Annotated in this window: 20 protein-coding genes and 1 tRNA gene; 9 read left to right on the top strand and 12 right to left on the bottom strand. The window is 65.4% G+C overall.

The window, feature by feature from the left end; all coding sequences use genetic code 11:
• Positions 1 to 9: 9 nt before the first annotated feature.
• From miaB to ACAM51_RS08740, 7 genes are all read right to left on the bottom strand, one after another.
• Positions 10 to 1353, bottom strand: a complete 1344-nt coding sequence (miaB, locus tag ACAM51_RS08770) for a tRNA (N6-isopentenyl adenosine(37)-C2)-methylthiotransferase MiaB (RefSeq protein WP_218296045.1) — start codon at positions 1351 to 1353, stop codon at positions 10 to 12.
• Between the two features lie 103 nt (positions 1354 to 1456).
• A complete protein-coding gene (locus ACAM51_RS08765) occupies positions 1457 to 1894 on the bottom strand; it encodes a hypothetical protein (protein WP_218296044.1) in 438 nt (145 codons plus the stop codon).
• Positions 1895 to 2093: 199 nt separating this feature from the next.
• Positions 2094 to 2170: transfer RNA gene (locus ACAM51_RS08760), tRNA-Met, on the bottom strand.
• A gap of 25 nt (positions 2171 to 2195) precedes the next feature.
• Positions 2196 to 2975 (bottom strand): enoyl-CoA hydratase, encoded by a 780-nt coding sequence (locus tag ACAM51_RS08755; RefSeq protein WP_218339678.1) that lies wholly within the window; start codon positions 2973 to 2975, stop codon positions 2196 to 2198.
• 105 nt (positions 2976 to 3080) lie between these two features.
• On the bottom strand, positions 3081 to 4892 hold the full coding sequence (locus ACAM51_RS08750) for a M61 family metallopeptidase (RefSeq protein ID WP_369643321.1): 1812 nt from the start codon (positions 4890 to 4892) through the stop codon (positions 3081 to 3083).
• Positions 4893 to 4968: 76 nt separating this feature from the next.
• Positions 4969 to 5697 (bottom strand): DsbC family protein, encoded by a 729-nt coding sequence (locus ACAM51_RS08745; protein ID WP_218296041.1) that lies wholly within the window; start codon positions 5695 to 5697, stop codon positions 4969 to 4971.
• A gap of 52 nt (positions 5698 to 5749) precedes the next feature.
• A complete protein-coding gene (locus ACAM51_RS08740; RefSeq protein WP_369643320.1) occupies positions 5750 to 6883 on the bottom strand; it encodes an FAD-dependent monooxygenase in 1134 nt (377 codons plus the stop codon).
• An 89-nt stretch (positions 6884 to 6972) separates the two neighbouring features.
• Here ACAM51_RS08740 and ACAM51_RS08735 point away from each other — a divergent pair, with 89 nt between their 5' ends.
• The 4 genes from ACAM51_RS08735 (at position 6973) to ACAM51_RS08720 (ending at position 11489) form a co-directional block, all read left to right on the top strand.
• Entirely contained in the window at positions 6973 to 7842 is an 870-nt protein-coding gene (locus ACAM51_RS08735; RefSeq protein WP_369643319.1) for an MOSC domain-containing protein, read from the top strand.
• Between the two features lie 82 nt (positions 7843 to 7924).
• Positions 7925 to 9019 (top strand): redox-regulated ATPase YchF, encoded by a 1095-nt coding sequence (gene ychF, locus ACAM51_RS08730; protein ID WP_369643318.1) that lies wholly within the window; start codon positions 7925 to 7927, stop codon positions 9017 to 9019.
• A 130-nt stretch (positions 9020 to 9149) separates the two neighbouring features.
• The gene (rarD, locus tag ACAM51_RS08725) at positions 9150 to 10028 is read left to right on the top strand and encodes an EamA family transporter RarD (RefSeq protein ID WP_369643317.1); all 879 of its coding nucleotides are present in this window, start codon (positions 9150 to 9152) and stop codon (positions 10026 to 10028) included.
• Between the two features lie 228 nt (positions 10029 to 10256).
• Positions 10257 to 11489, top strand: coding sequence for a diguanylate cyclase (locus ACAM51_RS08720; RefSeq protein WP_369643316.1), 1233 nt, complete (start codon positions 10257 to 10259; stop codon positions 11487 to 11489).
• Positions 11490 to 11570: 81 nt separating this feature from the next.
• Here the strand turns inward: ACAM51_RS08720 and ACAM51_RS08715 are convergent, their stop codons facing one another.
• Genes ACAM51_RS08715 through ACAM51_RS08700 form a run of 4 tightly spaced genes read right to left on the bottom strand, consistent with a single transcriptional unit; the run spans position 11571 to position 15557 of the window.
• A complete protein-coding gene (locus ACAM51_RS08715) occupies positions 11571 to 12683 on the bottom strand; it encodes a DegT/DnrJ/EryC1/StrS family aminotransferase (RefSeq protein WP_369643315.1) in 1113 nt (370 codons plus the stop codon).
• A complete protein-coding gene (locus tag ACAM51_RS08710; RefSeq protein WP_369643314.1) occupies positions 12680 to 13522 on the bottom strand; it encodes a Gfo/Idh/MocA family protein in 843 nt (280 codons plus the stop codon). Before ACAM51_RS08710 ends, ACAM51_RS08715 begins: the two co-directional genes overlap by 4 nt.
• 10 nt (positions 13523 to 13532) lie before the next feature.
• Positions 13533 to 14303, bottom strand: a complete 771-nt coding sequence (locus tag ACAM51_RS08705) for a hypothetical protein (RefSeq protein ID WP_369643313.1) — start codon at positions 14301 to 14303, stop codon at positions 13533 to 13535.
• Positions 14304 to 14315: 12 nt separating this feature from the next.
• The gene (locus ACAM51_RS08700) at positions 14316 to 15557 is read right to left on the bottom strand and encodes a glycosyltransferase (RefSeq protein WP_369643312.1); all 1242 of its coding nucleotides are present in this window, start codon (positions 15555 to 15557) and stop codon (positions 14316 to 14318) included.
• A 177-nt stretch (positions 15558 to 15734) separates the two neighbouring features.
• Here ACAM51_RS08700 and ACAM51_RS08695 point away from each other — a divergent pair, with 177 nt between their 5' ends.
• On the top strand, positions 15735 to 16595 hold the full coding sequence (locus ACAM51_RS08695) for a sulfotransferase (RefSeq protein WP_369643311.1): 861 nt from the start codon (positions 15735 to 15737) through the stop codon (positions 16593 to 16595).
• A gap of 36 nt (positions 16596 to 16631) precedes the next feature.
• On the opposite strand, the gene ACAM51_RS08690 is transcribed toward ACAM51_RS08695, so the two are convergent.
• Positions 16632 to 17114: a YqaA family protein gene (locus ACAM51_RS08690; protein ID WP_369643310.1), complete on the bottom strand. Its 483-nt coding sequence runs from the start codon at positions 17112 to 17114 to the stop codon at positions 16632 to 16634.
• Positions 17115 to 17264: 150 nt separating this feature from the next.
• On the opposite strand from ACAM51_RS08690, the gene ACAM51_RS08685 reads away from it, so the two are divergent.
• The 4 genes from ACAM51_RS08685 (at position 17265) to purH (ending at position 20983) form a co-directional block, all read left to right on the top strand.
• On the top strand, positions 17265 to 17846 hold the full coding sequence (locus ACAM51_RS08685; protein ID WP_369643309.1) for a D-Ala-D-Ala dipeptidase: 582 nt from the start codon (positions 17265 to 17267) through the stop codon (positions 17844 to 17846).
• A 151-nt stretch (positions 17847 to 17997) separates the two neighbouring features.
• Positions 17998 to 19044 (top strand): tRNA dihydrouridine synthase DusB, encoded by a 1047-nt coding sequence (dusB, locus tag ACAM51_RS08680; protein ID WP_218339671.1) that lies wholly within the window; start codon positions 17998 to 18000, stop codon positions 19042 to 19044.
• Entirely contained in the window at positions 19041 to 19274 is a 234-nt protein-coding gene (locus ACAM51_RS08675; protein ID WP_218296033.1) for a Fis family transcriptional regulator, read from the top strand. The genes dusB and ACAM51_RS08675 overlap by 4 nt, the downstream gene beginning before the upstream one ends.
• A gap of 95 nt (positions 19275 to 19369) precedes the next feature.
• Entirely contained in the window at positions 19370 to 20983 is a 1614-nt protein-coding gene (gene purH / locus ACAM51_RS08670) for a bifunctional phosphoribosylaminoimidazolecarboxamide formyltransferase/IMP cyclohydrolase (protein WP_369643308.1), read from the top strand.
• Positions 20984 to 21065 lie beyond the last annotated feature (82 nt).

Raw genomic sequence — 21065 nt, 5'->3', positions numbered from 1 at the left:
TGCTGCGTCTCAGGCGGCGTATGCCGCCTCGTGGGTGCGCACTTCGCCGCGCAGCGTATAGGCCTTGGCCTCGGTGATCGTTACATCCACCATCTGCCCCACCAGGCGGGGCTGGCCCACAAAGTTGACCACGCGGTTGCATTCGGTGCGGCCCATGAGCTCGGTGGCGTCGCGCTTGGAGGCGCCTTCCACCAGGATGCGCTGCACCGAGCCCACGCGGCTTTCGCTGATGGATTTGATGTTGGCGTTGATGACGCCTTGCAGGTGTTGCAGGCGGCGCAGTTTCACGTCGTGCGGCGTGTCGTCGTGCAGGCCGGCGGCGGGCGTGCCGGGGCGCGGGCTGAAGATGAAACTGAAGCTGTTGTCGAAGTGGATGTCGTCGATGAGCTTCATCATCTTGTTGAAATCGTCCTCCGTCTCGCCGGGAAAGCCCACGATGAAGTCGCTGCTCATGGCCAGGTCGGGGCGGATGGCGCGCAGCTTGCGCACCGTGCTCTTGTATTCCATGGCGGTGTAGCCGCGCTTCATGGCCATCAGGATGCGGTCGCTGCCATGCTGCACGGGCAGGTGCAGGTGGCTGGCCAGCTTGGGCAGCCTGGCGTAGGCCTCGATCAGGCGGGGCGTGAATTCGTTGGGGTGGCTCGTGGTGTAGCGGATGCGCTCGATGCCCGGGATGTCGGACACGTATTCGAGCAGCAGCGCGAAGTCGGCGATCTCTGCCGTGCCCCCCATCTTGCCCAGGTAGGCGTTCACGTTCTGGCCCAGCAGGGTGATTTCCTTCACGCCCTGGTCGGCCAGGCCCGCCACTTCCACCAGCACATCGTCGAACGGGCGGCTCACCTCTTCGCCGCGCGTGTAGGGCACCACGCAGTAGCTGCAGTATTTGCTGCAGCCTTCCATGATGGAGACAAAGGCGCTCGCGCCCTCGACCCGCGCCGGGGGCAGGTGGTCGAACTTCTCGATCTCGGGGAAGCTGATGTCCACCTGGGGCTTGTCCAGGCGTTCGCGCTGGTTCAGCATCTCGGGCAGGCGGTGCAGGGTCTGCGGGCCGAACACCACGTCCACATAGGGCGCGCGCTTGATGATCTCGGCGCCTTCCTGGCTGGCCACGCAGCCGCCCACGCCGATCTTCACGCCGCGCGCCTTCAGGTGCTTGATGCGGCCCAGGTCGCTGAACACCTTCTCCTGCGCCTTCTCGCGCACCGAGCAGGTGTTGAACAGAATGAGGTCGGCTTCGTCCACGTTCTGCGTGGGCTCGTAGCCCTGGGCGGCATTGAGCACGTCGGCCATCTTGTCCGAGTCGTACTCGTTCATCTGGCAGCCGAAGGTTTTGATAAAGACTTTTTTGGCCATGGCGGGCTCGCGATCGGGAAAGGGATAAGGCGGGGCGCCCGGCGCTCCGCAAGCATGCATTCGGCTGCGCCGTTGCGCCGTTGCGCAGGGCGCAGCCGCCGTGTTACTTCTTGATGGGGTCGGATTCCGCGCGGTAGTTGCGCTCGACCGTGTCACTGCCCTTGCGGGGTTGTTCGGCTTCACCCTGGGTCAGGATCCAGGCGGTGATCAGCATGCCGGTGCTGTTTTCGATGACGTAGTTCACCTTGTAGCTCTGGCCCAGCACCGTGTGCGCCATCACCAGCGTGTTCTGCGGGCTCAGCAGGCGCATGCCGGGTGCCATGCGGATGGTGCGGCCGTTGAGCGTGGCTTCCGACACCGTATTGAGGGTCAAGGTGCCGCGCAGGGCCGCATCAGGGAACGTGCGCATGCCTCCGAGGCCAGGCTGTACCTGGGCGGTGGCGGGCAGAGCGGCGTACACGAGGGCGCAAGCGAGCCCGGCGACGATGTGGTGGCGTAGGTTCCGTGCGGGAACGCGGTGGGGAACAGTGCAGCGATTCATGGTTTACATCCAGGGGCTGAAGGGAGAATTCTAGGGCGGACCTGCCGTTGGGGGTGCGTGAGCCAGCAAACCGTCCGAGGCGGGAAATAACCCCATCGGCTGTGGAGGGGCCTGCGCATTGTCAGGGCCAGCCCAGGCAACACGAAAGCCCGGCACCAAAGAAAAACCCACAGTGGGTTGCCGCACTGTGGGTTGGATGTGGTGGTCGTAGGTGGACTTGAACCACCGACATCAGCATTATGAATGCTGCGCTCTAACCAACTGAGCTATACGACCGTAGCCCCAGATTATAGAACAAAAATTATTGGTGTGTGAAGTTCGCTGTGCGTTTGTTCATGAAAGCGTCCATGCCTTCCTTCTGGTCCTGGGTCGAGAACAGGGCGTGGAAGAGGCGGCGCTCGAACATGACGCCGTCCGACAGGCTGCCTTCGAAGGCGCGGTTGACGGACTCCTTGGCCGCCATCACGGCGATTTGCGAGAAGCCTGCAATGATGATCGCGGCGCCCAGCGCCTCGTCCATGAGCTTGTCGTAGGGCACCACGCGGCTGACCAGCCCGGCGCGTTCGGCTTCCGCGGCGTCCATCATGCGGCCCGTCAGGGCCATGTCCATGGCCTTGGCCTTGCCGACGGCGCGCGGCAGCCGCTGCGTGCCGCCCGCGCCAGGGATCACACCCAGCTTGATTTCAGGCTGCCCGAACCGGGCGTTGTCGGCGGCGATGATGAAGTCGCACATCATGGCCAGCTCGCAGCCGCCCCCCAGCGCAAAGCCGCTGACGGCGGCGATCACGGGCTTGCGGATGGACCGGATGGCCTCCCAGTTGCGGGTGATGTAGTCGCCCTTGTAGGTGTCCGCAAAGCTGTACTTCGCCATCGCTCCAATGTCCGCGCCCGCCGCGAACGCCTTTTCGCTTCCCGTGACGATGATGCAGCCGATCTTCTCGTCCGCGTCGAAGGCCTTCAGCGCGGTGCCCAGTTCGTTCATGAGCTGGTCATTCAGCGCGTTGAGCTGCTTGGGGCGGTTGAGCGTGATGATGCCAACCTTGTCCGCCTCGGTGCGGACCTCGATGGTTTCGTAGGACATGGAAATCTCCTGGATTTATAGGTGGTTATGACGGCGTGAACGAATATACCCAAGCGAGGCTGCAGCGCGCGGAGGTAGGTAGAACACCGTACCGCGCAGCGGGAATCAGTTCAGCCAGCGCCCCACCGCGGCCGCGTTGGCAACCGACAGGCTGATCGTGTCAGGAACGGCAGGGGCTGGCACGGGGCCGCGGGCGGTTTTTCTGGGCGCGGAGGACGGGCCCCGGGACGGGAGTTCCAGCGCCAGGCGCAGCAGGCGGCCATCGCGCGCCACCAGGGCCGTCAATGCCGTCTCGGTGCCTGCATAGAACGCCACGTCCTCCAGCTTGCTGATGCGCCATCCCTGCTGGTTCACCTCGATGCCCAGCCATTCGTCGCCTGGCGTCATGCCCGCCTTTTCCGCGGCACCGCCGCGCAATACGGTCTTGATGTGCACGCTGTGGCTTTCTCCCACCCGCAGCCCGAGCCGCTGGGCCCATTGGGGTGTTTCGGCCTTGAGGTGCACGCCGTGGGCCGCCAGCAGTTCCGTCAGCGGAAGCTCCGTGGTGCCGTGCACCCACTGCGCCAGTTCAGCATCAAAGGATCGGCCGGCCAGCTCTTCCAATACCGCGCGCAGATCGTCCTCGGCCATGGGGCCGCCATGGCAGCGTGTCCAGAGCGCGCGCATGACCTCGTCCAGGCTGGTCTTGCTTTCGCGGCGCAGGGCGAGGTCCAGGCAAAGGGCCACCAGCGAGCCCTTTGTGTAGTAGCTGACGGTCGCGTTGGGCGTATTCTCGTCCTGGCGGTAGTACTTGACCCAGGCATCGAAGCTGGCCTGTGCCACCGTCTGTACGGCCCTGCCGGGGGTCTGCAGTACCTGGTTGATGGTCTTGGTGACGAGCTTCAGGTATGTGGACTCATCGATCAGCCCCGCGCGGCGCAGCAGCAGGTCATCGTAGTAGCTGGTGAAGCCCTCGAAGAACCAGAGCAGCTGCGTGTAGTTCTCCCGCGAGTAGTCGTGCTCGGTGAACTCGGACGGGCGCAGCCGCTTGACGTTCCAGGTGTGGAAGTACTCATGGCTGATGAGGCCCAGCAGGGTGGTGTAGCCTTCCGCGGCGCGTGTTTCCCCGAGCCGCGGCAGGTCGCGGCGCCCGCAGATGAGCGCGGTCGAGTTGCGGTGCTCCAGCCCCCCGTAGCCGTCCCCCACGGCATTGAGCATGAACAGGTAGCTCCTGAAGGGAGCCTTGCCATCGCCATGCCAGAAGCGGATCGCGGTTTCGCAGATCTTCTGGGTGTCCGCCAGCAGGCGCTTGCCATCAAACGATGGCGCCGCCCCGGCCACCACAAAGCGGTGCGCAATGCCCCCGGCCGTGAACCGGCCGATCCAGAACATGCCCATCTCCACCGGGCAATCGACCAGCTCGTCGTAGTCTTGGGCGGCATACAGGCCAAAGCCCTTTTTGTCGGCCTTGAGCGCGGCAAGCCCGGTGGCGACCGACCATCCGGCCGTGGCGGGCGTGCTGGCGATGTCGAGGGTGTGGCGTTGCTTTTCCTGTCCATGCACGCGCAGGCACAGGCTGGTGCCATTGAAAAAGCCCCGGGATGTGTCGAGCCAGGCCGTGCGCACGGAGGTGTCGTAGGCGCAGACGCAATAGGTCAGCACCAGGGGTTTGTCCACGCTGCAGTCCGCCTGCCACCGGTGCTTGTCCAACTGGATCAGCGCCACCTCGCGCTTGCCCTGGTGGGCCTTGAGTTCCTGCAGGTTCTTGGAGAATTCGCGCACCAGATAGCTCCCCGGAATCCAGACCGGCAGCGAGACCTCCTGCAGGGCCTGGGGACGGGTGATCGTCAGTGCCACGCGAAAGAGATGGGCGTACAGGTCCGAGGGCTCGACGCGGTAGTGGATGGCGGCGGGTTCTGGCGTGCGGGAAGAGGGCATGGGCAGCTGCAGGTTCAGGCTTGCGGGCAGATGGCACAGCCCGTGGGAGAGGGCGTCAACGGCGGCGCAACGCGGGTCAGTTCGCTGCGGAGGGTTCGCTGCTGGCCTCGGCCAGGCGCTTTTCCACTTCCTTCGCACCGATCGCGCCCGGCACGCGGGCCCCGTTGGCAAAGATCAACGTGGGGGTGCCCGTGATCTTGTGCTTGCGCCCAAAGGCCAGATTGCGCTGCAAGGCACTGGTGTCGCAGCTTGCCGCAGCCGCGGGCTTGTCCCGCACCATCAGGTCCTGCCAGGCGGTCACAGGGTCCTTGGCGCACCAGATGTTGCGCGATTTTTCGGCGGAGTCTGGGCTGAGGATGGGGTACAGGAACAGGTACACCGTCACGTTGTCCACGTTCTGCAGGTCGCGTTCGAAGCGCTTGCAGTACCCGCAATTGGGGTCTTCAAAAACGGCCACCTTGCGTTTCCCGTCGCCCCGCACGATGGTGAAGGCATCCTTGAGGGGCAGGGCGGAGAACTCGACCGCGGTGAGTTTGGCGATGCGGTCTTCCGTCAGGTTGCGGCGCGCCTTCGCATCGATCAGCTCGCCCTGGATCACATAGTTGCCCTTGGCATCGGTGTAGAACAGATCCGTCCCGATGCGCACTTCGTACAGGCCCTTCATGGGCGTGGGGCGCACTTCGTCGATCTTGTCCATTTGCGGAATGCGCTCGGCGAGGGCCTTGCGGATATCTGCCTCCTGCGCGGAGGCGGCAATGCCTGAAGCCAGGGCGGCTGCGGCGAGCAGGGTGGGAATCAGTTTCATGGTGTTCTTGTTCCGGAGATCTGTCGGCCTCCCGGTGGAGGCCGCAATGTGGTCAATGTATTCCCATGGCCTGGCGGGCCACGAAGTTCTTCAAGGGGCCGCTCAGTTCAAAGCCCTTCATTCCCCAGTTGCGCAATGCCTGCAGGGGACCCTCGTGGCGGGAGAAAAGCTGCTGTAGCCCGTCCGTCGCCAAACCCATCGGCAGGAGCGCGGCCTTGCGCTCCCTTTCATAGCGCCGAAGCAGCCGCACATCCGCCACGCTGCGCCAGTAGTCGCGTCCCTGCAGCATGCCTGCCAGGGCCTGCGCATCGGCCAGGCCCAGGTTCAGCCCCTGGCCCGCCAGCGGGTGCACGTTGTGCGCCGCATCGCCGGCCAGCACCCAGCTGCGCGGGTTCTTGCCGCTGGCGGGCAGGGCCCCGCACCAACGGTCCGCCTTGGCAAGCTGAAGGGGCCAGGCTGCGCGCTCCGCACTCAGCACCAACTTTCCCAGCACCTCCTGGCTGGCCGCCTGGAGCTTTTTCGCGAATTCTTCAGGCGGCAAGGCCATCAGCGGCGCCGCCTGGTCCTGCAAGACGGACCATACAACCGCCACGGAGTTCCCCTGGGGGCCGCCCAAGGGCAAAAAAGCCAGGATGCCGTCGGGCAAGAACCACTGGCGCGCCACCTGTCCATGCGCACGTTCGCACTCCAAGCGGGTGGCGATGGCGTGCTGGGGATAGGGCGTCACCTGAAAATCCACGCCAAATTCTTGCCGCGTGCTGCTGGCGCGGCCCTCGCACACCACCGTCAGCGCCGCGGGCACGGGCGACTCCACCCATTCCACCTGCGGCTGGTAGCGCACGGCTTCCGTGAGGCGTGCTTCCAGGGCGGGCACGTCGACGATCCAGGCCAGGGCATCCACCCCCTGGGTGGCCGCGTCGAAATGGACGGCGCCGTCGTGGTCACCCTGCACCTGCATGGTCCGCACCGGCGTGGCGTGTTCCTCGTCCGGCCAGCTGCGCAGCGATTCGAGCAGATGGCGCGAGGCCGCATTCAGCGCGTAGGCCCGCACATCGGCGGCTGCGGCGCCTCTGGGGCCGGGGGCCGGCAGCAGGGCCACTTTCAGCCGTTCGCGGGCCAGCAGCAGCGCCAGGGTCTTGCCCACGATGCCGGTGCCGCGAATACAGATATCAAAGGTTTGGGCCATGGCGGCATTGTAGGAGGGGGCTTGTGCCCGCGCGCGCAGTGCAGAATCGGGGCCCGCATCCCCGCCCGTTTTTCAAGGAGTACCCCGGCGTGAGCTTCAACCCTGATTCCGATCTGTCGGGCACCATCGCACGGCTGTGCGTCTATCCTGTCAAGTCGTGCGCCGGCATTGAAGTGCAGGAGGCGCTGCTCACGGAGACCGGGCTGGACCTGGACCGCGCCTGGATGGTGGTGGATGCCAAGGGCATGTTCCTGACCCAGCGCGTCCTGCCCCGCATGGCGCTCATCCGGCCGCAGCTCAAGAGCGACGAAATGGTCTTGCGCGCGCCCGGCATGCTGGCCCTGCACGTGTCCATCGATGCGGTCGAGGCGCCTGCCACCGTGACCGTGTGGCGGGATACGGTGCCCGCCTGGGACATGGGCGCGGTGGCCGCCCAGTGGTTCACGGATTTCCTGGGCCAGCCGTGCCGGCTTGTCCGTTTCGACCCTGAGCACCGCCGCCTGTCCAGCATGGAGTGGACGGGGGGGATCGAGGCGCCCAATCAGTTCGCCGACGGGTTTCCCGTGCTGGTGGCCAGCGAGGCTTCCATGCAGGAGCTGAATGCGCGGCTGCAGGCGGCAGGCCATGCCCCCGTGGGGATGGAGCGGTTCCGGCCCAATGTGGTGCTGGCCGGCGTGGATGCCCATGACGAAGACCGTGTGGACATGATTCGGGTGGAGGCCCCGGAAGGCGGGATCCACCTGCAGCCCGTGAAGCCGTGTTCACGATGCCCCATCCCCGACATCGACCCCGCCACGGCCGAAAGCACCCCCGCGGTGGGCGACATGCTGCGGACCTACCGCCAGGACAAGCGCCTCGATGGTGCGATCACCTTCGGCATGAATGCCATCGTGGCCCGGGGCGCGGGCCAGATGCTGCGCGTGGGGCAGCGGGTGGGGGCGGATCTGCGCTTCGATTGAGGCGTGAACCGGCCTCCGAACGGCGGTTGCCGGCGGGCCCGTAAAATCGGCGGTTTGTCTCCGAATTCCAGAAAGCCCTGCCATGAGCCTCCAATGCGGCATCGTGGGCCTGCCCAACGTCGGCAAGTCCACCCTTTTCAACGCGCTGACCAAGGCCGGCATCGCCGCCGAAAACTATCCCTTCTGCACCATTGAGCCCAATGTGGGCGTGGTGGAGGTGCCGGACCCCCGCCTGCAGCAGCTGGCCAGCATCATCTCGCCCGAGCGCATCGTGCCTGCGATCGTCGAGTTCGTGGACATCGCCGGCCTGGTGGCGGGCGCCAGCCAGGGCGAAGGCCTGGGCAACCAGTTCCTGGCCCACATCCGCGAGACGGACGCCATCGTCAACGTGGTGCGCTGCTTCGAGGACGACAACGTCATCCACGTGGCCGGCCGCGTGGACCCGATCTCCGACATCGAAGTCATCCAGACCGAGCTGTGCCTGGCCGACATGGGCACCGTCGAGAAGGCCCTGAACCGCTACAGCAAGGCCGCCAAGTCGGGCAACGACAAGGACGCCGCCAAGCTGGTGACCCTGCTCACGCGCATCCAGGCAGCGCTCAACGAAGGCAAGCCCGCCCGCTCGGTCGAGATCACCAAGGAAGAGCAGCCCCTGCTCAAGTCCCTGTGCCTGATCACCGCCAAGCCCGCGATGTTCGTGGGCAACGTGAGCGAAGACGGTTTCGAGAACAACCCCTTCCTGGACCGCCTGAAGGAATACGCCGCCAGCCAGAACGCGCCCGTGGTGGCCATCTGCGCCAAGATGGAAGCCGAGATGGCCGAGATGAGCGACGAGGACCGCGACATGTTCCTGGCCGAGATGGGCCAGACGGAGCCCGGCCTGGCCCGGCTGATCCGCGGCGCCTTCAAGCTGCTGGGCCTGCAGACCTACTTCACCGCGGGCGTGAAGGAAGTGCGCGCCTGGACCATCCACATCGGCGACACGGCGCCCCAGGCGGCCGGCGTGATCCACGGCGACTTCGAGCGCGGGTTCATCCGTGCACAGACCATTGCGTTTGAGGACTTCATCGCGCTCAAGGGCGAGCAGGGCGCCAAGGATGCAGGCAAGATGCGCGCCGAAGGCAAGGAGTACGTGGTCAAGGATGGCGACGTGCTGAACTTCCTGTTCAACGTCTAGGGGTTGGGGGGCTGAAAGCTCCGCCGGGCCATGGGCCCGATGGCATCGCATCCCTGCACGGCCCCTGGCATGTAGGGATTTTTTTCGACCGTTCGAAGGGGCCTTCGCGCCCCTGGCACCACCGATTTCTATGAACACTGGAATCCTCTACGCCGCGCTGGCCTATGCCGCCTGGGGCCTGTTCCCGCTGTATTTCAAGCAGGTGGCGGATGTGCCCTCGCTGGAGGTGGTGATGCACCGCACGGTGTGGTCGCTGGTGTTTGTCTTTGGCGTGCTGATGGTGCGCAGGCAATGGTCCTGGCTGGGCGCCGTGCTGCGCCAGCCCCGTGTGCTGGGCGCGTTCGCGCTGTCGGCGATGCTGCTGTCGGGCAACTGGCTCACCTATGTGTGGGCGGTGCAGAACCAGCGTGTGGTGGATGCCAGCCTGGGCTATTTCATTTTGCCGCTGGTGAACGTGGCGCTGGGCTTCGTGTTCCTAAAAGAGCGGCCTCGCCCGGGCCAGTGGCTTGCGGTGGCCGTGGCTGCCGCGGGAGTGCTGTGGCTTGCGGTGCAGGCGGGCCGCCTACCCTGGATTGCGCTGGTGCTGGCCCTGAGCTTTGGCTTCTACGGGTTGCTGCGCAAGCTTGCCGTGCTGGGCGCGCTGGAGGGGCTGGCGCTGGAAACCCTGGTGCTCGCGCCGGTGGCCGCCATCATGCTGGGCTGGTGGGCCTGGCAGGGCGAGGGCGCACTGGTCCAGGGGCCGCCCGCTGCCGTGGGATGGCTGTTGCTCGCGGGCCCCATGACGGCCGTTCCGCTGCTGCTGTTTGCCGCGGGTGCCCGCCTGATCCCGATGTCCACCTTGGGCATCCTGCAGTACATCTCCCCGAGCCTGCAGTTTGCGCTGGGCGTGTGGCTGTTCCATGAACCCTTCCAGCCTGCGCGCCTCGTGGGGTTTGTGTTGATCTGGACTGCGCTGCTGGTCTACAGCCTGGAAGGCTGGTGGACACGCCGGCAGGTTGCGGCGGCCTGAAGAGGCATCTTTTTCCGGGCGCAAACAGTGGCCACAAGGCGGGGTGCGCGGCGCCAAACGCTGCCCGCAGGGTGCGCTGCAGCGCGCGAGCTACTGGAAAACACGGAGCGCTTCCGTGTCAGTTCTGCGTAAGATGCGCGGGCCCGTCTGCCGGGCGTCAGCGCTGGCGGACTGTGTATTTCGGTGAACCTGTCACCCGAACGAACCCGGGCCCACGCCTGCCTCCGCATGTTCTTTGGCCGCAAGAATCCGTTTTCGGCGACGGACGCCTTTCCGCTGTCCGACGCCGTCATGGAATTCGATGACTCATCGTCGGCCATGGCGCGTCCCGCGCGCAGGGCCATGGATGGCCTGGGGCCGCGAAGCGGGCGCAGCGCGGGGCAGAAATGGCGGCTGGCCGGGGGGCTGATCGGCCTGTACGTATTGGCGATGGCCGGGTTCTATGCGCTGGGCATGGTGGATGTGCAGGTGCTCGCCGTCCTGGTGGTGCTGGCGGTGCTGGGATGCGGGGCCTTCTGGGGGATTTTCAGTTCGGGCCTGCACAAGAAGGTGCGGCACAGGCACCTGAAGCTGGCCATTGTGGCCACGGCATTGGCCTGCATGGTCGGGGTGTTCTATCTGGCGCCGGTCACGCAGATCCTGCTGGTTCCGTTCACCTTCGTGGCGGTGGCCTACGGGATCTTCACCGTGCCGCGACCCGCGCTGCTGGCGCTGGCGGCCTGCATGCTGTGCCTGTACGCCGTGGTGGTGGGGCTCCATTACGTGGAGCAGAAAAATGACGCGCTGCTGCGCCTGGAAGCGCTGCACTGGCTGGCCCTGGCGCTATCGTTGCCCACCTACATCCTCCTGATGGGCAGGGTCCAGCGCCTCTACCGCAGCCTGTACCACGCCAGCCGGAAGATCAAGAACATCCAGGAAGACGCCCAGCGCGACCCCCTGGTCGGATGTTTCAACCGCCGCTACGTGCTGGCCGCGCTGGAGGAGCAAAAGCAGCTGGCGGATGAAAGCGGCATTCCCCTGTGCCTCGCCGTGGTGGATATCGACCATTTCAAGCGCATCAATGATGAATTGGGGCATCTGGGGGGTGACGAGGTGCTGCGCACGTTCGCCCGCGTGGCACAGCAGGGGGTGCGCGCAGGCGATGTGTTCGGGCGCTATGGGGGCGAGGAGTTCCTGCTCATCTTTCCCGCCACATCCCTGCTGCCTGCGCTCAATACCTGCGAGCGCATCCGCGCCCAGGTCGAGATCCATGCATGGGTCGGGCTTCTCAAGGGGCGGGTGACGGTGTCGATCGGCGTGACCCAGTACGTGCTGGGAGAGTCGGTGCTGGAGTTTTTCTCGCGGGCCGATACCGCGATGTACATGGCCAAGGAAGGCGGGCGCAACCAGGTGGTGGTCGAGGAGCCGGTGGCCAAGGAGAACTCGTTGCTGCCGGAATCCGGCCACCACACGCTCCTGTGACATGCAGCGCTCCGGAATCGCGGGCGCATGCCACGAACTGGCCCCCCGTTGGCACCGCCGGGTTTTCCACAAGACCGTCCATCAAGTGCGGCCGGAAGCGAGGGCGACGGCCTTCATGACGTGGTCGACTTCCGCCTCCGCCATGCCCGGAAAAAGGGGAAGCGCGAGCGCCTGCTGGGCGTGTGCTTGGGCGTGCGGAAGGTGCACGCCGGGGAAGCGCTTCAAGTATGCCGGTTGCCTGTGGATCGGGGCGCTGTAGTAGATGCGGGTTTGCACACCTGCTTGCGCGAGGGCCGCGCGCAGCCTGTCACGCTGCGTGCACCGCAGGACAAAGTAGTTCCAGGCGTGTCCTTCGTGATGGCAAGGCAGTGAAATGCCGTCAAGCCCCGCCAGGCCTTCCAGGTAGCGCGACGCAATGCTCTTGCGCTGGTCCAGCCAGCTGTCGAGCTGGCCCAGGCCTTGCACCAGAGCGGCGGCCTGAAATTCATCCATGCGGCTGTTGTAGCCCACGTCGGAATGGCATCCGGCGTGCAGCCCGTGATTGCGCAGCGACATCGCACGGTCGATGAAATGAGCATGGCGGCTGGTCAATGCGCCGGCGTCGCCCGGCGCGCCCAGCGTTTTCGTGGGGTAGAAGCTGAGCGTTCCCAGGTCGCCCAAGGTACCGGCCTGCTGCCACCCGCGCTCTTCGGTATGCACCCGCGCACCCAGCGCCTGCGCGGCATCCTCTATCAGTGGCACCCCCATGGCGCGGCAACTTCGTGCGATGGCGGGAATCGCGCTCGCATCGCCAAACAGTGGAACCGCCATGACGGCGCGCGTGCGGGCGGTCATGCAGGCCACAACCTCCTTCTCGCTGCAGAGGAAATCGTGGGCCTGGGAGTCGCACAGAACCGGCACGGCCCCCGCGCGGACCACGGCCTCAAAACAGGCAAAGAACGTGTAGGAGGGAAGAACGACCTCGTCGCCGGGTTGCAGCTCCAGCAACCGCAGCGCGAGCACGAGGGCGTCCGTGCCGGAGTTCAGGGCCGCCACTGGCTGGGCTCCCAGCCTGGCGGAGAGTTCGCGTTCAAACTCGTGCACAGCCCTTCCGAGGATGTACTGGCCACTCTGCAGGATATGGGCAAAGGTGGCACCGAGGCTGTCTGCGTTGGAGGGGGTTTGCCAGGGACTGCGAAAAAACGGTACGTTCATAGTCGTGCCGCTATCGCCAGGGCGCGTCGGGCGGCGGTGGCCCCGTCCATGGCGCTGGCCAGGTGCGAATGCTGCCCCGTCAGCACCTCGTGAAAGGCGGTGTACTGCCGGGTGAGTGCGTCCGTCTGGGCAAGGTCCGCGCGGTGCGAGAGGGGCAGCTCGCACATGGCGGCGGCCCCTTGCCAGCGGATGGTGGCGCTGGAAGTGTCCGCGCCATGCAGGGCATGAAAGTCCACGACTGCCGTACCCATCGCCACCTGCGCGGATACGCCTCCCCCATGTTCCTGTACGCCAAGGATGTGAAATGAATCCGGTGCCTGGCAGCGCAGCAGGTGGGCGGCCAGATCCAGGTCATGGACCATCAGGTCCAACACCACGGAGTGGCTGCACCCGGGAAGGCGCGACTGTCGTGAAAACACGATGTTCCCCGGCGTTGTGTCCCAGGGCGCGGGCGTCAGCGCCTGATTGAAGCGCTCGATATGTCCCGTGAAGAGCCGGCGGCGGGTCGCCTGGGCAGCATCGAGCATGGTGTCGATCTCCGCCTCCGAGGTCGCCAGGGGTTTCTCCACCAGCACATCGATCCCCCGGTGCATCAACGCGATTGCAATCTCGGCGTGGGTATCTGCGGGGGTCACCACCGAGGCCGCCTCCACGCCACGGGGGAGGCCATCCAGGGAAGCGATGGCGTTGAATCCATCGGCTTGCGCGGTGTCGCGTGCACCGGGTTGGGGGTCGACCACACACAGCACGTCGAACGCAGGATGTGCCTGGGCACGCAGGGCATGCACGCGTCCAAAGCGGCCATAGCCAATCACTGCGATGCGGGTGCGGTTCGCCATGGAGTCCACTTCAGTGCTGAAGTGCAAAGGACTGCACCAATTGCCGCAGGTGCTGGGCCTGTATGACGTGCTTGTAAATACCGGCCAGACGTCGCTCTTCGCCAATGCGCTCGAAACTGGGCATCGTGTCCGGGACCTTGTCGTCTTCATAGGGGGTGCGGCGCGCTGTGTACAGACACTCCGTGGCGAACGCTTGCTGCCCATAGCTATCCAGCATGGTCTGTAGCTCTTGCTCGAGCACCGGGCTGCAACGCCGGGCGTAGTCCTGCATCTTTGCGAGTTTCTGGGTCAGCTCTGGCGCAGACAGGGTGATCTTGACCTCGGCCTGTTCATCGTAGGCGGGGTCACAGGGGTGGCCGACCAGTGGAATCTCCAGGTTGCGGACCTGCCGTCCGGCCTGCCCCATCTGCCGCACCAGACAATTGGCCAGTATCCGGCACAGGTCGTGCGTTGGGTTGTAGCCCTCCGCCTGGTCGGACACCAGCACATCGATGCCCTCCTGCAGGGCGGCCTGGGTGAGCTGGGTCAGCCAACCGGCAAACGGGGATGGTGCGGTGCCGAGCAAGGCTTGGTACACCGCAGCGTCTGACACCGGCTCCAGCCAGTCGCAGCGCACGCGAACGCCGATGTCGGCGAGCAGATCCTGGGTGTCGCTCAGGCGTGCCTGCCCGATGGAGCCGTCACCGTTCGTCAGGATCACCACATGGGGCTTCACTCGGCGCACCCACTCAAAAATGCGCAGTTCGTGGCCTGGGTGGGCTACCAAAAGAAGAGGCTTCATGGTCGTTGGTGTTTAAGTGCTTCGGTGCGCCCCGAGCCAGCGCAGGGGCGCGGTCAATCGCCAGGACCAGCTGGCACGCAGTGCGCCAATTTGCCGCTCCAGATCTGCCGCCAGAGCCTTCGTGGCCGCCAGCTCCTGCGCCTGTGGAGCGGAGTCGGGGCGGACGTCTGGTGCTGGCGGGGCGGCGATGGGCGATGCCGAACTGCGCAGCGCATTCAGCGATTCGACCCGCTCAAGCAGGATGCCGGTTTGCACCGCCACCTGTGCAACGCCAAACGGCATGAGATTGTCCGCAACATGCTGGGCAAACTCGCGGAGTTCTTCCTGGGGGCTGATCGGGCGGTGGGTCGTTTCGGCATGGACCACGCGTTGTGCCAGGCGCTCCATTGCGTCTGCGGTGGCGGCCAGTGAGACATGCTCGCGCACGTAGACACTCACGGCCTGCGCATCTGGCGCACAGTAGCGTTGTATCTCCTGCTCGATGGCATCGCGGTGAATGCGCTGTTGCATCAGCCGGCGCCCAAAGTTCCAGCGATGCCATTCCTTGACGTTGCCTGGCGTGACCAGGCCTGCCAGACCCGTGCCCTCGTTGAGCAGGATGACCGCACACCCCACCGCCATCGCCTCCATGGCACAGCGGGCCTTGGCAAACACAAGGTCAAACTGTGCCAGGACTTTTTCTGGGGAAGCCTCTTGTCGCCCGACGCCTTTTCCGATCACCTCCAGCGATATGCCAAATGCCGCGCAGGCTGATCGGATGGCTGCGGTTTCTTCGCTCTCCGTGGAGTAATTGCTGAATATCGCCGCGCGCAGCGGTTTGGCGGGCAAAGGTGGGCGAGGGCGGAATCGTTCCAGATCGACGCCATTGGAAATGATTTCTAAAGACGATCGCGGAATGCCATTTTCGAGATACAGGCGCTCCGCACAATTCTCATCCACAGCCACATGTTGCCGAATGCGGGTCAAGCGCGGCGGTTTTCCGTGTAAAGCTGTGCGATCGTGGCAAATGGATATGGCCGGGGTGGACAGAAAATGCGCCATGCAGGCCACGGTATCGTCGCGCATATTTCCGATAATGATGTTCGGCGTTTCGGATACACAAGACAACTCGGCAACGCAGGCGATACAGCGTGAGCGCAGTTCATCCGCCAGATCACCCATGATGGGGGCATACACCACGACGGAATGGCCACGCTGGTGCAGGGCGAGTGCAAGATCGCGAACAAAAAGCTCTGCACCGCTGCGATATTGCATGCCGCACACTGCAATAAGGATTTGCACAGGGGACCTTTGAACTCTGGGATGTCTGAAGGCGAAGCTGTAGCGGGCGCTTGCCAGTAAAGGAAATGATACGCGATGGGCCTCCAGCATTACTGGCAGCGGCTTTGCAAAGGCCGAGCGGTGCAAGCACCCTTGCCAGCCCTTCCTCCCATGCCGATCATCGTCGGCTCACCCCGATCGGGGACCACCCTTTTGCGGCTGATGCTGGATGCACATCCCGCGCTCGCCATTCCGCCAGAGACCGGGTTTCTCGCCATGCCCCTGGACGGTTTTGGCACACCCGATCCGCGCACCTGGTTTTGCAACGCCGTCACGGGCTTTCCGCCCCATGCGCCGGGATGGGCGGACTTTGGCATCGACCGGGCTGCTTTTTCACAGGCTCTGGAATGCGTCGATCCCTTCAGTCTCCCCGACGGTTTTCGGGTGTTCTATCGGATGTATGCGGCCAGGTTCCACAAGACGCGGTGGGGCGACAAGACGCCGCTGTATGGCCTGCACATGCCCTATCTGCAGCAACTGCTGCCGGAAGCGCATTTCATCCACATCGTCCGCGACGGCCGGGCGTGCGCTGCCTCGCTGCGGGATCAGTGGTTTTCACCCGGGAGATCCATGGCTGTCCAGGCGCGGCACTGGCGGGACAACGTCACCACCACAAGAAGCAACGGCGCGCTGTGCCAGAACTACCTGGAAATCCGCTACGAAAACCTCATCGCCGACACCGAGGCAGAACTGCGAAGGGTGTGCGATTTCATCCGGCTCGATTTTGATCCTGCCATGCTGGACTACCACACCCGAAGCGGGGAGCGGCTTCAGGAGCACAAAGGCCGTGCGACCGCAGATGGCGTGGTCATCGTGTCCGCCGAGCGGCGGCGGGCGCAGCAGGCCAGAACCCGGCAGGCACCAGATCCCCGTTTGCGGGATGCCTGGCGCGGCATCTTGTCAGCGGACGAGATCCTCGAATTTGAAGAGGTTGCGAATGACTTGCTCAGGGAGCTGGGCTACAACGCCTGACGCTGCGGCCTGCGCCAGCACACATCGCTGCCGCCGTCACCGCACGATGTGCTCGGGCATGAAGTACAGCAGCACGCTGGTCATGACCAGGTAGCGGAAGAACTTGCCCACTGCCATGTACGCCAGGCAGGGCCAGAATGGCAACTTCAACCAACCCGCCACGGCGCACAGCGGGTCGCCCACCACGGGCAGCCAGCTCATCAGGCAAGCGCGTGCGCCAAAGCGCTGAAGCCAGTGGAGTGCGCGCACGTCGGTGGCGTTGCCACGGGCCTTGTCCACCGCCTTGTGGGCGCCCAGGCCCATCCACCAGCTCACACCACCTCCGAGCGTGTTGCCGGCCGTGGCCACCAGGATGGCAGGCCAGAAGAGTTCAGGGTTGATCTTGATCAGGCCGAACACCGCAGGCTCCGAGACCAGCGGCAGCAGCGTGGCCGAGATGAACGAAACGACAAAGACCGTGCTCAGGCCGAACTGCGGCAGCGCAAGCCATTCCAGCAGCTGGTGCATCCAGATTTCCATGGGAGGAAGTGTAGGGCGGCGGCGGCATCGCTTTCATGCCAGGGGGCGCTGTCCTACGCAGGGGTGCGCCATCCGCGCATGGCCGTGGGCGGCGCCTATTTGTATCGTGAAGCAACACCGTCCCTGAATGAACTTACCCCGGGAGGCTTCATGCATTGTTTCGCAATCCCTGCCATCGCCCGCCCGGCACCTGCCGCCGTGCTGGTGGGCACCCGCTGGTCGTCAGCGGCCCTGGCGCTGCTGCTGGCCGCCTGCGTGCACAGCCCGCAGGCGGCGGTGCCCCCTGTGTCTTCTTCACTGCCGCCGGCTCCGCACGCGCATGCCGGCAGCGGTAGCGGCTGCAGCGAGATGCCCGGTGGGCGCGCCGCGCTGGATGGCGTGGCCCGGGAGCTGCAGGCGCAAGGCATGGCACTTGAAGCCACCTGCCCCGTCGCCGCCGGCGAATGGGTGGTGCGGGTGCGGGTGGTGGACGGCATGAAGGCCAGCAAGGTCGTGCGCGGCCCCCTGGCCGATGGTCACGATGTGGACATGGGCACGCCCGCCGGCGTGAGGCAGGGGGGCGCGGAGCTGGCCGCGCGGGGCTTCTCGCCGGATGTGCTGCACAACCGCCAGTGGCTGCGCACGCTGATGGCGCGCCATGAATTCGACAATGCCGCCGATGCCTGGTGGCGCTTTGCGCAACGTGCCCGGGTTCCTGCACCGACGGCGGAAACCGACCTCGCCGCGCGCTGACCGTGGCGGCCGTGCGTCGCCGCGCCGGAGAGCATCGGGGTGGACAGGGGCGTCATTTCAGTGGGCGGAACATTTCATTTGCTGAAATTTTGAGCAGGTACAATCCTGCCTCCTTTTTCAGCATTCGCTGCTGCACCTACCGCGCCCCTTCATGCACATCGGCCACATTCCTCTGGCGAACCGCTTGTTCGTCGCCCCGATGGCGGGCGTCACGGACCGGCCGTTTCGCCAGCTGTGCAAGGCGCTGGGCGCGGGCTACGCGGTGAGCGAGATGGTGACCTCGCGCAAGGACTTGTGGAACAGCCTCAAGACCTCGCGCCGGGCCAACCATGAAGGGGAGCCCGGGCCCATCGCCGTGCAGATCGCAGGCACCGATGCGCCGATGATGGCCGAGGCCGCGGTCTACAACGTGGAGCGCGGCGCGCAGATCATCGACATCAACATGGGTTGCCCGGCCAAGAAGGTCTGCAACAAGTGGGCGGGCTCCGCCCTGATGCAGAACGAGGCGCTGGCCGTGGAGATCGCCGAGGCCGTGGTACAGGCGTGCGCGCCCTTCAACGTGCCCGTCACGCTGAAGATGCGCACCGGCTGGTGCCAGGAGCACAAGAACGCCGTGGCGCTGGCCCGCGCGTTCGAGGGCGTGGGCATCCAGATGCTCACCGTGCACGGCCGCACGCGCGAGCAGGGCTACAAGGGCCATGCGGAGTACGACACCATCGCGGCGGTGAAGGCGGCGGTGAGGGTGCCCGTGGTGGCCAATGGCGACATCACTTCGCCCGAGAAGGCGCGCGACGTGCTGGCCGCCACCGGGGCCGACGCGATCATGATCGGCCGTGCCGCACAGGGCCGGCCGTGGATCTTCCGCGAGATCGGCCACTTCCTGGCCACGGGCGAGCACCTGGCGCCACCGCTGGTGGCTGAGGTGCGGCGCCTGTTGCTGGACCACCTGCAAGACCACTACAGCCTGTATGGCGAGCTGACCGGGGTGCGCAGTGCGCGCAAGCACATCGCGTGGTACCTGCGTGCGCTGCCCGGCGGCGAGGCCTTCAGGCAACACATCAATACGATCGAGGACTGCGCCGCGCAGTGGCAGGCCGTGGCCGACCACCTGGATGCGCTTGCGCAACAGATGGACCGGCTGCCCGCCGCCACCGGCACGGACGCAGAACCAGAAGAACAAGAGGGAATGGCTGCATGAGCAAGAAACACATAGAAGAATGCGTGCGCGAGAGCCTGCAAGGCTACTTTCGCGACCTGGGCGGAGAGACGCCCGACGGCATGTACGACATGCTGGTGCGCGTGGTCGAAAAACCGCTGCTGGAAGTGGTGATGACCCATGCCGACAACAACCAGTCCCGCGCCGCCGAATGGCTGGGCCTGAACCGCAACACGCTGCGCAAGAAGCTGGCCCTGCACAAGCTGCTCTGACCGGCGCACGATTGCTATTAAATGTATAGCTGTTGGCGCTTATCCATAAAGCGCCAGGCCCTTTTTTCATTCAAACTCTCCCCACCACCACTGCCATGAACGCACTTCTTTCCGTCTCCGACAAGACCGGCATCGTCGAATTTGCACAGGCCCTGCATGCACTGGGCATCAAGCTGCTGTCCACCGGCGGCACCGCCAAGCTGCTGGCCGACCAGGGCCTGCCCGTGACCGAGGTGGCCGAGGTCACCCAGTTCCCCGAGATGCTGGACGGCCGCGTGAAGACGCTGCACCCCAAGGTGCACGGCGGCCTGCTGGCGCGCCGCGAGCTGCCCGAGCACATGGCCGCGCTCCAGGAGCATGGCATCGACACCATCGACCTGCTGGTGGTCAACCTGTACCCCTTCGAGTCCACCGTGGCCAAGGCGGGCTGCACGCTGGCCGACGCCATCGAGAACATCGACATCGGCGGCCCGGCCATGGTGCGCAGTGCCGCCAAGAACTGGAAGGACGTTGGCGTGCTGACCGACGCCTCGCAGTACCCCGCCGTGCTGGCCGAGCTGAAGGAAAACGGCAAGCTTTCCGACAAGCTGCGCTTCGCGCTGTCGGTGGCCGCGTTCAACCGCATCGCGCAGTACGACGGCGCCATCAGCGACTACCTCTCGTCCGTCACCTTCGAAGAGGAAAAGCTGTCCGAAACCTACGTGCCCGCGCGTGCCCAGTTCGCTGGCCAGAGCAACGGCATCTTCACCAAGGTGCAGGACCTGCGCTACGGCGAGAACGCGCACCAGCAGGCCGCGCTGTACCGCGACCTGTACCCCGCGCCCGGCTCGCTGGTCACGGCCGAGCAGGTGCAGGGCAAGGAGCTGTCGTACAACAACATCGCCGACGCCGATGCGGCGTGGGAATGCGTCAAGAGCTTCGAGGCGCCTGCCTGCGTCATCGTCAAGCACGCCAACCCCTGCGGCGTGGCCGTGGGCCTGGACGCGCTCGATGCCTACAGCAAGGCCTTCCAGACGGACCCCACCAGCGCCTTCGGCGGTATCATCGCCTTCAACCGCACGGTGGATGGCGGCGCCGCCCAGCAGATCGCCAAGCAGTTCGTCGAAGTGCTGATGGCGCCGGAGTTCACGCCCGAGGCGCTGGAGGTGTTCAAGGCCAAGGCCAATGTGCGCCTGCTCAAGATCGCCCTGCCGCCGCATGCCGGCAAGGCGCAGCAGCTCACCGACTGGCAGCGGGGCCGCAACGCCATGGACGCCAAGCGCATCGGCTCCGGCTTGCTGCTGCAGACCGCGGACAACCACGAGCTGTCGCTCATCGACCTGAAGGTGGTCACGCACAAGCAGCCCACGCTGGAAGAGATGGAAGACCTGCTGTTCGCCTGGAAGGTGGCCAAGTACGTCAAGAGCAATGCCATCGTCTTCTGCAAGGGCGGCATGACCATGGGCGTGGGCGCCGGCCAGATGAGCCGCCTGGACTCGGCCCGCATCGCCAGCATCAAGGCGGGCCACGCGGGCCTCACGCTGCAGGGCACCGTGGTGGCCAGCGACGCATTCTTCCCCTTCCGCGACGGCCTCGATGTGGTGGTCGATGCAGGTGCGACCTGCGTGATCCAGCCCGGTGGCTCCATGCGCGACAACGAAGTGATCGATGCCGCCAACGAGCGCGGCGTGGCCATGGTGTTCAGCGGGGTGCGCCACTTCCGCCACTGATTCGGGCGGCGGGGCGCCATGCAAGAAGCGGCTTCCTGGGAAGCCGCTTTTTTTTTGGGAGGTACTCTCGGAACGGGGAGAG

This window comes from Acidovorax sp. A79 (assembly GCF_041154505.1).
GTDB lineage: Bacteria > Pseudomonadota > Gammaproteobacteria > Burkholderiales > Burkholderiaceae_C > Acidovorax.
This window is presented reverse-complemented; position numbering and strand designations above follow the sequence as displayed.